Origin of the sequence: Alcanivorax sp., assembly GCF_017794965.1 — a bacterium.
Classification (GTDB): domain Bacteria; phylum Pseudomonadota; class Gammaproteobacteria; order Pseudomonadales; family Alcanivoracaceae; genus Alcanivorax.
This window is the reverse complement of record NZ_CP051240.1, coordinates 2,529,442-2,541,651: the sequence shown is the minus strand read 5'-3', so window position 1 is coordinate 2,541,651 and position 12,210 is coordinate 2,529,442. Positions and strand designations below refer to the sequence as shown.

Here is a 12,210-nt window from a genome sequence, read left to right as displayed (position 1 = left end):
GCCGTTCGACCGCGATGCTACTCAGCGTAAATCTGGCAGGGGGTTGTCGAAGCGCTTGAGATATTCCTTGCCGATTTCGATGGCGCCCACGTTGTTCAGGTGGCTTTCATCGCGGTATAGCGGGATGCCGTTGAGCACAGTCTCACAGCGCGCTTCATTGCACAGCACTTTGCGAGGGTTGGTCCAGATAATGTCCGGGTGCTGTTGCCTGGCCGCTTCCTTAAAACGCTGGAAGTTGGCCAGGTTGTTCTCCACTTTCGAGGCATCGATGGCGCAATCCTCCATGCTTTTCAGCAGGCATTCTGCGTAGGACGATGACGGCAGTTCCGGGACATCCTCCAGCACGATCACCGTGTGACCTTTCGCTTTCAGCCAGTCCAGCGTTTCCAGGAAATACCCCTGGAAGGCTTCCTGCTTCAGATAGGCATTCCACCAGGCCCCCACAAACACCGTCATGGGCCTCTCACTGAGGTACTCACTCAATGCCTGGTTGCGGGCCACCTGGGTGGGGTCGGCGGCCTGGACGGTTTCCGCGACCCGGGTTGGCAGGAAGGGGGTGGAGGCACGGGTGACCATCAGCAGGGAGTAACCCTTGCCTTCAATCAACTGCTCCACAAAACCAATCTGGGCAATGCCGTGGGAGTCGCCGATCAGCATGCTGTTGGGTTGACCGTTAACGGGCTCTTCGCCAAACAGGCACGCCTTGCCAGTGTTGAATGCCACCGGGTCGCCCTTGAAGCAGCGCTTGTAGAGATCGGCCGGGTTGTTGTTGGCGATGATCTTGTACAGCTCGCGGCGCTCTTCCGGGATACGGAAGCTCAGGTCATCGGCGATGCGGATGGTGGACTGGATGGCCCAGATGATCAGCAGCGGGGTGAAAACCAGAATCCAGAAAGATTTTTTCAGGCTCCAGGGGCGGTGGCGAAAGCGGTTCTCCACGAAACGATAGCTAAGCCAGGAGACAATCAACACGCCAATCATCAGGGCGGTGCGATTCAAGGCGGTCAGTTCCACCAGCTGATAGTGCAGCAGCGCTACCGGTGGCCAGTGCCACAGGTACAGGGAGTAGGAGATGCCTCCCAGAAAGACCATCACCGGCAGGCTCAACAGGCGTGCGCTGACCGTCTCCGGTTGGTGGAGACCGGCGTAGATCACCAGGGCCGTGCCCAGGGTAGGCCACAGGGCATTGAAGCCGGGAAAGACATCATGCTTGGTGATCAGCAGCGCGGTGGCAATGACCATGGTCAGGCCGGTGACGGCCAGCAGTTCGGCGGTGGGGCGTTTGAGTTTCGGCAGCTGGGAGGCAAACAGGGCCACACCGGTGCCCAGCATGAATTCGAACAGCCGGGCGGGCAGCAGGTAATAGGCCGCGGCAGGCCACTGGTTGGCCATGTATACCGACAGCGCAAAGGTAGCCACCAGTGTGATCTTGAAGGGCCAGTGACCTTCCCGGCCCTTACCGAAACGATAGGCCAGGTACAGCGTGAGTGGCCAGATCAGGTAGAACTGTTCTTCCACCGCCAGTGACCAGGTGTGCAACAGGTTCAGGGAGCGGGTTTCCGGGGCAAAGTACTGGGTCAGCTCACTGAAGTAATACAGGTTGCTGATACCGATCAGCGAGGACAGCCAGCTCTTGGCAAAAATGTAGTAGGCATCGCCAATGTAAAACGGCGAGATCATCAGGAAGGTGACGGTGGAGACCAGCAGAAACAGGGGCACCAGACGGCGAATGCGGCGGGCGTAGAAGTCCTTGAAGCTGAAGGTGCCCTTGCTGAAGGCCCGTTGCAGTAGCTGGGTAATCACAAACCCGGAGATGACGAAGAACACGTCCACGCCAATGAAACCGCCGGTGATGCCGGGCACCTCGAAGTGATAGAGGATGACCAGAATCACCGCCAGTGCGCGCAAGCCTTCAATATCTGCGCGATAGCCCGGTTTGCTGTCCACCATGTTGTCCCCGACTGACAGATAAAGCGGGGAGAATATAGGGGGTCAGGGCAGGGAACAAGGCCGGCGGCGCAGGACCAACAGGCTGAGGGTGAGCAGCAGGGCAGGCATGGGGACGCCTCCGCCACTGCTCTCGTCGCGGTTGAAGGTGCTGGTGGCGACGGCGGCGTAATTCACGCTGACAGTTTGGCGGGTGTCACCATCGGGCACGTCGCGTTCGTTGAGTGTGGCCGTCAGGTTCAGCGTGCGGCTGATGCCGGCGCTGTTGTCGAGTTGCAGGGTAAGACGCTTGCTGGTGTCGGCGGCCAGAGTACCCATTGGGCAGCGGGTGGGGCTGGTGCCCGTGCAGCCCAGGGTAGCGGCATTGGCCAGGCTGATGCCGCTGGGCAAACTGAATTCCACGGCGGTGCCGGTAGCGGCATTCAGTGTGGACAGGTTGCTCAGTGTCACTGTGACAGTGGCGCGGTCGGTGGTCTGGCTGGTCTGGCGGGCCTCAAGGGCAATGTCCGGATGGTTGGAGAACACCACCACTTGCTGCAGGGTGTTGTTGGGGCGACGAAAATCTTCCTGGTTGGCGCGCCCCTGGATATCGATGGTCACTACCTGATCCTGGCCGTTGTTGCCGTTCACGGTGAAAGACTGGGTACGGCTGCCTGCAAGGCTGTCTGTCGGGGTGCAGGTATTGCCCAGCAGACTGCCCGTACAGCTGTCCCACTGGGCGGAGGCCACGCTCTGGCCTGTCAGGGTGAGGCTCAGGGTAGGGTCACTGATGCTGTTGTTGCCGTTGTTGCGCAGGGTGAGAGCCAGGGAGCGGCTACTTCCAGGCCGGCTGTAATAGCGCGCCGGCGGCGTGAGGTTCCAGAGCAGCGCCAGGTCTACCAGCGGGTCTCCGGCAGAGGCGGTCAGTGCTTCCAGTTCACCGGTTTCTGCCGCCAGGTGGGTGTAGCCGCCCGGGGCGCCGGTGGCACAGGTCTGCTCGCCGAAGCTGGTGATACCGGCCAGCCAGGCCGTGCCCTCCTGGTCCAGTAACAGCGGGCCTCCACTGTCGCCAAAACAGCTGTCCTGATCGCGGCCATTCACCGGGTTCAATTCGGCGGCACAGATGACAAAGTCTGAAATCGTCAATCCGGACAGCTGCCGGCACAAGGTGCGGGGAATGTAATCCAGCTGGACCTGCTGAAGCTGGTTACTCAGTCCATTGCCGGTTTCCCCCCACCCAAGTGCGGTCATTGCCTCATCCCGTTGAGAAAAGGGAGCGGTTTCCAGGGCGCTGGCGCCCTCGGGTGTAATGATGCTGGGCCACAGGGTGTTGCCGCGGGCGGGTATGCGAATCAACGCCAGGTCATGGTTCAGATTGCTGTACTGGCGATGAATCAATAGCTGTTGGGCCTGAATGCCATCGGTAGGCCTGTTGTTGCGCTCGGTGTCGCCAATGAATACATAGACATTGCTGGCGTCGGCGGGGGCGCCATTGGTGTATTCCAGACAGTGTGCAGCGGTGAGAATCCAGCCTGTACTGATATGGCTGGCGCCACACAACAGATAGCCGCCACTCAGGTTGGGATCCTGGATGGCCAGCTGTGCCATCCAGGGCCAGCGGTCTATTGGTGCATTCTGGCCGCCGACAATGCGCGGTGTGGCGTTGCCTTGCTCCGCCGCATGGCCTGTCTGAAAGAAGGCAGACAGGGCGATGAACAAGGTCAGAAAAAGGCGTAAACACTGCATGGTACGGACCGGTTAGGGTGTGCACGCAGTGTATCGGGAACGCCCCCAATGTTATGTGAAGGTGTGTATTGAGTCGTCAGTGAATCGGTGCAGCGTGGGCCAGCCAGTGGCCTTCTTCTTCGCTGGTTCGGGCCATGCTTTGCTCAAGGTGGGCGAGCGCCTGTTCCAGGGCTACGTCGCCATCTGACAGGGTCATCAGCGCCGCGCGCATGCCCGGATGGCGGTCACGCAAGTCATTAAGCAGCTGTTCGGCGGCGGCGGTGGCCGTACAGGGCAGCAGCAGGGCCAGCTGGGTGTCATCGTAACGGGCCGCCACGTCGCTGCGACGGATGCGTTGTGCTACCTGATCGGACAGCTGGGGCAGGGCGTCATGGCGTATCAATACCAGCGTCAGCGGAGAAGAGATGCGGTCATGCAGGGGCACCAGCCAGCCGGCCGTACTGACCAGGGCCTCACGGCTGATGAAGTCCGTGTCCGGGTCCCGCCAGGTGGCCTCAAGCGCGGCGCGGGCCAGCACCTGATTGCGCCAGATCATCAGCCCGAAATAGAGCATGCAGATACTCATGGCGGCCATCAGAAACAGGCTGGCGGAGCTATCGGGACTGGACGCGTAACTGAGCCGGATGGGCAGTACGATGGCCAGCACCACCTCGGCGCCAGCCAGCATGATCAAAAACCGCTTGAGGCCATGCAGCAGCCCGTTGCTCAGCACCGCGACAAACAGCAAGGCCATGGTTGGGGGCGGGTTGCCGGTATCCAGCAACATGACAATGCCCAGGGTGAGCAGATCCAGCGCCGAGGCAAAGACATCCCCATTGGCGGGCCGCCAGAACAGCAGGGCAAGTTGAATGGCCACATAGGCAACGAAAAGCACCCAGGGGGTCGCCTGGGGCAGGGCGAAGTAAAACTGATCCGTGTTGTGGAAGTAGGCAACGGCCAGAAGCGCAAACAGTGCCCTGGCCAGATACTGCATAAGCACGACACCTTGTTCAGACGTGATGCGGCTTGTTGTGCTCATAATACTTCGTCCCTGTCACTGAGGCGCCTATGTTGCGATAGCCTGACAGAGGAATAAAGATGCCTGGAGGGGTAATCTTGTTAAAACTGTTATGCGAATCAGCGAAACTGTCATAACAGGACATATTTTGTGCGCATTTCAAGGAGGCTGTGTGGATCACAACGTGAATGCACCATTACGGGACAATGTTCGTTTGCTGGGCGATCTGCTCGGTGAATGTCTGCGCCAGCAAGCCGGCGACGATCTGTTCAATACCATCGAACAGATCCGGCAGGCCGCCGTGGCCACGCGCAGTGAACAGGGGGCACCGTTGACTACCCTCACGGACCTGTTGTCCCCCCTGGATGACGACACGTTGTTGGAGGTGGCCCGGGCCTTCAGCCAGTTTCTCAATCTGAGCAATATCGCCGAGCAGCATCACCGCGAGCGTCTGCATCGACAGCACCAGCGCTATCCGGGTGACCCCGGTGGTGACCAGGGGCTGCTGGATGTGCTGGAGCGGCTCAAGCAGGAGGACGTCAGTGACGACGCGCTGTGCCAGACCTTGCAGACATTGTCCGTGGAGTTGGTGCTGACCGCCCATCCCACGGAGGTCACACGCCGCACCCTGATTCGCAAGTACGATCAGATGGCCGATCTGTTGGGCGAACTGGATCGTTCGGATCTCAACGACGAAGAGCGGCGCATTCTGCGTGGCCGTTTGCGGCGGGTGATCCTGGCCGCCTGGACCACCGATGAGATCCGCCGTGAAAAGCCGACGCCGGTGGATGAGGCCAAATGGGGCTTTGCCACCATTGAGCAATCCCTGTGGCAGGCGGTGCCGGACATGGTGCGGCAACTGGAAATGCACTTCGCCGACCGCGGGCTGCCACTGCCACCGGCAGACTGGGCACCGGTGAAGCTGGCATCCTGGATGGGCGGTGACCGGGACGGCAACCCCAATGTCACGGCGGACGTGACCCGCGAGGTCTTGCTGCTGGCGCGCTGGATGGCGGCGGATCTGTATCTGCGCGACATCGAGAATCTGCTGGCGGACCTGTCCATGGCATCAGCCAGTGATGCCTTGCTCGCCGAGACCGGCCCCAGCCATGAGCCCTATCGGGTCCTGTTGCGTGAGGTACGCGCCCGTCTGAAATTGACCCGCCGTCAACTGCAGTCCCGGGTGGACAACCAGCCCGAGCCGGACGGTGAGGGTTACTGGTTCCGGGACCAGTTGATGGCGCCGTTGAGGCTGATCGATCAGTCCCTGCGTGAAGTGGGGCTGGCGGATATCGCCAACGGTGATCTGAAGAACACCCTGCGTCGCCTCAACTGTTTTGGCATTACTCTGCTGCGCTTGGATATCCGTCAGGAATCCACCCGCCACAGTGATGCCCTGGATGCGATCACCCGTTACCTGCAACTGGGGAGTTACCACCAGTGGGATGAGGCGCAGCGCCAGGCCTTTCTGGTGGAGGAACTCCAGGCCCGTCGGCCGTTGATTGATGCCGCTTTCCGCAGCAGTGAAGCCTGCACGGCGGAGGTAGCCGAGGTGCTGGATACCTGTGCGGTGATTGCGGAGCAGGGCAGTGAGGGCCTGGGGGCCTATGTGATTTCCATGGCCACCACCCCGTCTGATGTGTTGGCGGTGATGTTGCTTCAGAAGATCGCCGGTGTCCGCGAGCCCATGCGGGTGGTGCCCTTGTTTGAAACCCTCTCGGATCTGGATGGCGCTGAGCACACCATGCGTGCCCTGATGGGGATTCCTTTTTACCGGGAAAGGGTGGCGAACGGCCAGGAGGTGATGATCGGCTATTCGGACTCGGCCAAGGATGCGGGTTTTCTCGGCGCCGCCTGGGCCCAGTATCGTGCCCAGGAAAGCCTCACCGCCCTGTTCGCGGAACAAGGCATTCCGCTCACCCTGTTCCACGGTCGAGGTGGGTCCATTTCCCGTGGTGGGGCGCCATCGCGGATGGCGTTGTTGTCCCAGCCGCCGGGATCGGTGGCCGGACGTATTCGGGTCACCGAGCAGGGCGAGGTGATTCGCTTCAAATACGGGCGTCCCTCCGTGGCGGTGTTCAACCTGACCCAATACGTGGCCGCGACGCTGGAAGCCACCCTGCTGCCGCCCTGCGCGCCGCAGGCTGCCTGGCGGGAACAGATGCAGACGCTCACCGATGTGTCGGTGGCCGGTTACCGCGGCGTGGTGCGTGACGAGCCGGAGCTGGTGCGCTACCTGCGCACGGTCACACCGGAAACCGAACTGTCCCGGCTGGCACTGGGAAGCCGCCCTGCACGGCGCAAGGCCGATGCCGGCATCAGCTCACTGCGGGCCATTCCCTGGGTATTTGCCTGGACCCAGATTCGCCTGATGCTGCCCGCCTGGCTGGGTACCGGTGGTGCGCTTGAGGAGGCGCTGGCGGACAGCGACCAGGCCGCCACGGTGCGCGATATGGCCGACAACTGGCCGTTCTTCCAGGGCGTGGTGGATATGCTGGAGATGGTCCTGGCCAAGGCCGACCTGAACGTGGCGTCCTGGTATGAGCAGCGGTTGGCGGGGGACGATGCGGACTTGTTGGCGCTGGGCGAAGTGCTGCGTGACAAGCTTACTGCCTGCGTGGCCGCATTGCGAGGGCTTACCGGCCGTGAGGATCTGCTGGAAAACAACCCGGTGATGCGCTGGTCCATCCGCGTCCGCGATCCGTATACCGACCCCCTGCATCTGTTGCAGGCCGAACTCATGGCCCGTCTGCGTGGTCATGACGGCGACGAAACCCTGGAAAGTGCGTTGATGGTAACTATTGCGGGGATCGCGGCAGGGCTGCGTAACACCGGTTAAAGCAGTGAACAGTTAATAGTGAATAGTTAACAGTTGCGCGGGTGACGGTGGTGGGTGCGGAAAGGGCTGTGCCCGCGCACCACGGCGGGTGCTGGCTGTGACGGTTTTTTTGTAGGAGTTCCACTGGTGGGACGAATCGAGCGTAGCGAGTAAAGGGTTTCGAGTTTCGAAAATCCAAACCCTTGGAAGCGGGAAGGGTTGGCTTATCGAACTCGTTACTCGCAACACGCTTCTCTTCCCTCGCTGTCGCTCGGATCGCTTGCAGGCAGGTTATTCGCTACGCTCACCCTTCGGGCCGCAATCCGTGCGTTACTCCGCTGCGCTACGTTCCCACAGCTTAAATCGTATCGTAGGGCGGAAATGCCTCAGGGCATCTCCGCCGTTCGGCCGCCCGCTAACATCCTGCCCGCGGCGCACACCCTTCAAGCAACAACAACCCAGGCTCGCGCGCTGTTAACTGTTCACTATTAACTATTCACTAATCTTGCTGTGGCTACCGTCGCACACCATTCCTTTTCTGCTTTGTTTGCAACCACAGAAAAACACGATGCAATCCTTTTTGGCTGTGAAGGCTTCGGGTTTGAAATCGGTCCCTTTATGGCTGCCATCGCAGAAGGGTTGGTTGGCGCTTTTGCCGCAGGAACACCAATGAACGGTTTCGCCTTTTTTTACCGGTAAGGGGTAAGGCCATCGGGTAGCAACGGGTTTGTCCATTAGAGATCCTGTTTCCTGAATTGGCTTTGGGAGGTGCGGAAAGGCTGGACGGCGGAGATGCCCTGAGGCATTTCCGCCCTACGATGCGGAGATGTTTTTTGTGGGAGCGCAGCTAATAGTTTCGAGTTGCGAGTCACGAGTTTCGAAAGGCCAAACCTTCCCGCTTCCATGGGTTTGGATTTTCGCAACTCGCAACTCGCAACTCGGTACTCGCTACGCTCGGTTCGTCCCACCAGTGGAACTCCTACAAAAAAACCGTTGCAGCCCGCACCCGCCGTGGTGCGCGGGCACCGGGCTTTCCGCCCCTTCCGCCACCACACGCGCAACTGTTCACTATTCACTGTTAACCATTAACTGAACTGTCACCCAACCGTCACCACCTTGCCACGGCGCGATACCACACTGCGACAAAATACCAGTGGAGTACGTCATGCTTGCGCAAGCTGCAGGAAAGATCAAAGCACTGAGCCCGCAATTGAAGGGAGCCCTGGCCAAGCCGTTTGTAGCCACGGCGGATATTCTGCGTTTTCCCCGTGAGTTGCGTGATCTGAACGAGGCGGAAAAGCAGGGTCGCTTTAGCGCCTACTTCACCCGCTCCCGCCGTGAGATCATCAAGGTTCAGCGCATGCGCTACCGGATTTTCTCTGAAGAATACGGCGCCAGCTTCAGCGCACCCTTTGGCCTGGACCGGGATCGCTATGATCGTCATTGCCTGCACTTGATTGTGAAAGACAACCACAGCGGTGAGATTGTCGGTTACACCCGGGTACTGCCCGGTGATCGTCTGCACCGTACCGGGGGGTTCTATTCCAGTGGTGAGTTTGACCTGCGCATGCTTAATGGGCTGGAAGGGCGGCTGGCGGAAATTGGTCGCACCTGTATTCACCCGGCTCACCGTAATGGTGCCGTGATCACGGTGCTGTGGGCGCGCCTGGCCCAGTACATGATTGAGAACGACATTCGCTACCTGCTGGGCTGCGCCAGCATCGCCCTGGGCGAAGGCTACAACGTGGCGGGTATCTGGCAGCGCATCACCGACAAGCATATGAGCGCAGAAGGCCACCGGGTCATTCCTCACCTCAAGCTGGAAAAGCTGCCGGGCGACAGCGAGGGGGTCATGAAGATGCCGCCGTTGCTCAAGGCCTACGTCCGCATGGGGGCACAGATCTGTGGTGAGCCGTGTTGGGATCCGGATTTCAACTGTCTGGATTTCTTTGTGCTGATGGATGTGAAGGATCTGCCTGCCCGGTACGTGCAGCATTTCATGCAACCGGTGGATAGCCTGGCGGCTACACACACCGCCCAGGCGGTATGAATCCGTTGATGCTCGAGAGTGGACCGCTGACAGCGAAGGGGGCCTCGCGATGAGCCAGATCAACGGTAGCGTCGGCACCCACCCCGATGTGGATAGTGGCAGCTGGCCGCAGCTGCGTCGCTTGTGGCGGGTGTTGCGGATCGTGATGCACTTGCTCTGGGGGTTCATCCTGGCATTTCTGCTTGGCGCCTTCTGGTCGCCTCAGCAGCCCCGGGTACTGGCGGCCAAGCAGCGCTGGTGTCAACGATTCCTGCGCATTCTCGGCGCCGAACTCACGGTGACCGGGACGCCGCAAAGCGGAAGCGTCTTTCTGGTCAGCAACCATGTGTCCTGGCTGGATATTCCGGTGATAGCCAGCCAGCGTCATCTTTATTTTCTTTCCAAGGCGGAAGTGGGAGAGTGGCCCCTGATCGGCCAGCTGGCCCGGGCGGTGGGCACCCTGTTCATCAAGCGTGGTAGTGGTGAATCCGTCAGCAAGGCAAAAGAGATTGCCAGTCGTCTGCAGCAGGGGCATACCGTGCTGGTGTTTCCGGAAGGTACCACCACCGATGGCACCCGCCTGCGCCGCTTCTTTCCACAACTGTTCGATGCGCCGCTTCTCTCGAAAACCCCGATTCAGCCTCTGGCCATTCGCTACCTGGACAGCATGGGTTCGCCTGATCAAGGCATGGCGTTTGTGGGCGATGACGAGTTTCATCATCACCTTTGGGCCATGCTGTTGCGCCGTGAGATCCGTATTCGTCTGCACTTCTGTGAGCCGTTGAAGGCTGCAGGGGATCGCAAGGGTCTCTGTGAGCAGGCCCGGGAGCGTATCGCCCAGCAGCTGACATCCTGAGTCGCAAGCAGTTTAAAGTTGAAAGTTCAAAGTTGAAAAGGCGCGAGGCAGGCTTTGCCGTTCTGGGCTGCCGTGCCCGCGCCCTTACCGGTGAGCGCGGGCATGGCATTGCAAAACCCACTGGCCTGATCCGCGTTTCAACTTTGAACTTTGAACTTTCAACTGCTTCCCCCCTGCCGCCCCGGTTTGATGTAGCATTGGCGCATCTCAATCTCAGGAACGCTATTTCATGACCCGCGCCAGTGAACTGAAGAAATCCGATGTTATTGAAGTCAACGGCACCCTCTACGCCATCCGTCAGATCGAGGTGCAGTCCCCCTCGGCCCGGGGCGCGGCCACGCTGTATCGGGTGAAGGCCAGTGCCGTGGGCGGTGGCCCCAAGTACGAGGAAAGGTTCAAGGGCGATGAGGACGTGACCACTGTGGATCTGATGCGCCGGGCTGTGCAGTTTTCCTATGTGGATGGCGACGACTATATCTTCATGGACAGCGAGGACTTCTCCCAGTACCTGCTCAAGCAGGACGACATCAGTGACGAACTGGCATTCATTACCGAAGAGACCGAAGGCGTGCTGGCCCTCAAGGTAGAAGACTCGGTGATCGGTCTGGAGCTGCCGGCGTCTGTGGTGCTGGAAGTCACTGAGACTGCGCCCGCCATGAAAGCCGCGTCGGCGTCTGCCCGTACCAAGCCCGCTACCCTGAATACCGGCCTGGTGGTGCAGGTGCCGGAGTACATTGTGGAAGGGGAAAAGGTGCGGGTGAACACCGCCGAACGCAAGTTCATGTCCCGGGCCTGAGATGCGGCATCTCGTTTGCCTGAGTGTGCTGGCCCTGTTGCTGAGTGGCTGTCAGCTGGGGTATTACAGCCAGGCGGTCAGTGGGCATTTTGCCCTCATGAAGCAACGTGAGCCGGTTGCGACGGTGCTGGCGGACCCAGACACTTCCCCTCAACTGGCGGCCCAGCTGACGTTCAGCCAGCAGGTCATCGCCTGGGCTGGCGACAACCTGGCGTTGCCCGCCGAGGAGGTTTACCACCAGTATGTGGCACTGGATCAGGATGCGGTGGTCTGGAATGTGCTGGCGGCCCCGGCCTGGTCCCTGACGCCGAAGACCTGGTGCTATCCATTGCTGGGCTGTGTCAGTTACCGGGGCTATTTCGAGCGCCAGCAGGCGGAGGAAGTGGCCGCCAGTCTGGCCGGGGAGGGCATGGATACCTGGGTGGGGGGCGCGATTGCCTATTCCACGCTGGGTTGGTTTGCCGACCCCCTGACGACCCCCATGCTGCAGCGCTCACGACCGGCACTGGCGGAATTGCTAATCCACGAACTGACCCATCGCCGCCTTTATATCGCCAATGACACCCGCTTCAACGAATCCCTGGCCATGCTGGTCGGCCGGGAAGGTGCACTGGCGTTTCTGGCCGATCAGGCCATTGCGGTGGACAATGACGCGCTTGCCCGGCGGGACCGGGCTGAGCAGGCCTTTCTGGCGATCATCGAGGACACCCGTAGTGCCCTCAAGACCCTCTATAACAGTGGCCAGTCTGAAGCGGTGATGGCGGCAGACAAGGCGCTGATACAGCAGCAGGCCCGCGAGCGCTTTACCCGCGAACAGATCGAACACCCGGCGCTGGCCGGTTATCAGGGCTTTTTTGATGGGCCGTTGAACAATGCCCAGCTGAACGGGGTCAGTGACTATAATGGCTATGTGCCCGGGTTCGCCCGTCTGCTTGAGCAGTGCCAGCGTGACTGGGGCTGCTTCTGGCAGCAGGTGGATAACCTGGCTGACCTGACCGATGAACAACGCAGGGACGCCCTGATGGGGCTTTCCGGGAACTGA

The 12,210-nt window shown here is 60.4% G+C and carries 9 protein-coding genes; 5 read left to right on the top strand and 4 right to left on the bottom strand.

Going from position 1 to position 12,210, the window contains the following annotated elements:
• Positions 1 to 21: 21 nt before the first annotated feature.
• The 3 genes from HF945_RS11120 to HF945_RS11110 all read right to left on the bottom strand — a co-directional run bounded on the left by HF945_RS11120 (position 22) and on the right by HF945_RS11110 (position 4,690).
• Complete coding sequence (locus HF945_RS11120; RefSeq protein WP_290522675.1) at positions 22 to 1,950, bottom strand: acyltransferase family protein; 1,929 nt, start codon at positions 1,948 to 1,950, stop codon at positions 22 to 24.
• A 42-nt stretch (positions 1,951 to 1,992) separates the two neighbouring features.
• Positions 1,993 to 3,672 carry a trypsin-like serine protease gene (locus tag HF945_RS11115; RefSeq protein WP_290522674.1) on the bottom strand — a complete coding sequence of 560 codons (1,680 nt, stop codon included), beginning with the start codon at positions 3,670 to 3,672 and terminating at the stop codon, positions 1,993 to 1,995.
• A gap of 76 nt (positions 3,673 to 3,748) precedes the next feature.
• Complete coding sequence (locus HF945_RS11110; RefSeq protein ID WP_290522673.1) at positions 3,749 to 4,690, bottom strand: GGDEF domain-containing protein; 942 nt, start codon at positions 4,688 to 4,690, stop codon at positions 3,749 to 3,751.
• A 151-nt stretch (positions 4,691 to 4,841) separates the two neighbouring features.
• On the opposite strand from HF945_RS11110, the gene ppc reads away from it, so the two are divergent.
• A complete protein-coding gene (gene ppc, locus HF945_RS11105; RefSeq protein ID WP_290522672.1) occupies positions 4,842 to 7,508 on the top strand; it encodes a phosphoenolpyruvate carboxylase in 2,667 nt (888 codons plus the stop codon).
• A 471-nt stretch (positions 7,509 to 7,979) separates the two neighbouring features.
• Here the strand turns inward: ppc and HF945_RS11100 are convergent, their stop codons facing one another.
• On the bottom strand, positions 7,980 to 8,222 hold the full coding sequence (locus HF945_RS11100; RefSeq protein ID WP_290522671.1) for a CDGSH iron-sulfur domain-containing protein: 243 nt from the start codon (positions 8,220 to 8,222) through the stop codon (positions 7,980 to 7,982).
• Between the two features lie 430 nt (positions 8,223 to 8,652).
• Between HF945_RS11100 and HF945_RS11095 the strand changes: the two genes are divergently transcribed.
• The 4 genes from HF945_RS11095 (at position 8,653) to HF945_RS11080 (ending at position 12,210) form a co-directional block, all read left to right on the top strand.
• Positions 8,653 to 9,537, top strand: coding sequence for a GNAT family N-acetyltransferase (locus HF945_RS11095; protein ID WP_290522670.1), 885 nt, complete (start codon positions 8,653 to 8,655; stop codon positions 9,535 to 9,537).
• Positions 9,538 to 9,586: 49 nt separating this feature from the next.
• The gene (locus HF945_RS11090; protein WP_290522669.1) at positions 9,587 to 10,372 is read left to right on the top strand and encodes a lysophospholipid acyltransferase family protein; all 786 of its coding nucleotides are present in this window, start codon (positions 9,587 to 9,589) and stop codon (positions 10,370 to 10,372) included.
• Between the two features lie 229 nt (positions 10,373 to 10,601).
• Positions 10,602 to 11,168 carry an elongation factor P-like protein YeiP gene (yeiP, locus tag HF945_RS11085; RefSeq protein ID WP_290522668.1) on the top strand — a complete coding sequence of 189 codons (567 nt, stop codon included), beginning with the start codon at positions 10,602 to 10,604 and terminating at the stop codon, positions 11,166 to 11,168.
• Between the two features lies 1 nt (position 11,169).
• Positions 11,170 to 12,210: an aminopeptidase gene (locus HF945_RS11080; RefSeq protein WP_290522667.1), complete on the top strand. Its 1,041-nt coding sequence runs from the start codon at positions 11,170 to 11,172 to the stop codon at positions 12,208 to 12,210.

Coding starts and splice junctions, on each gene's coding strand:
- HF945_RS11120 (WP_290522675.1), bottom strand. CDS start 1,950: ATGGTGGACAGCAAACCGGGCTATCGCGCAGATATTGAAGGCTTGCGC.
- HF945_RS11115 (WP_290522674.1), bottom strand. CDS start 3,672: ATGCAGTGTTTACGCCTTTTTCTGACCTTGTTCATCGCCCTGTCTGCC.
- HF945_RS11110 (WP_290522673.1), bottom strand. CDS start 4,690: ATGAGCACAACAAGCCGCATCACGTCTGAACAAGGTGTCGTGCTTATG.
- HF945_RS11100 (WP_290522671.1), bottom strand. CDS start 8,222: ATGGACAAACCCGTTGCTACCCGATGGCCTTACCCCTTACCGGTAAAA.
- HF945_RS11095 (WP_290522670.1), top strand. CDS start 8,653: ATGCTTGCGCAAGCTGCAGGAAAGATCAAAGCACTGAGCCCGCAATTG.
- HF945_RS11090 (WP_290522669.1), top strand. CDS start 9,587: ATGAGCCAGATCAACGGTAGCGTCGGCACCCACCCCGATGTGGATAGT.
- yeiP (WP_290522668.1), top strand. CDS start 10,602: ATGACCCGCGCCAGTGAACTGAAGAAATCCGATGTTATTGAAGTCAAC.
- HF945_RS11080 (WP_290522667.1), top strand. CDS start 11,170: ATGCGGCATCTCGTTTGCCTGAGTGTGCTGGCCCTGTTGCTGAGTGGC.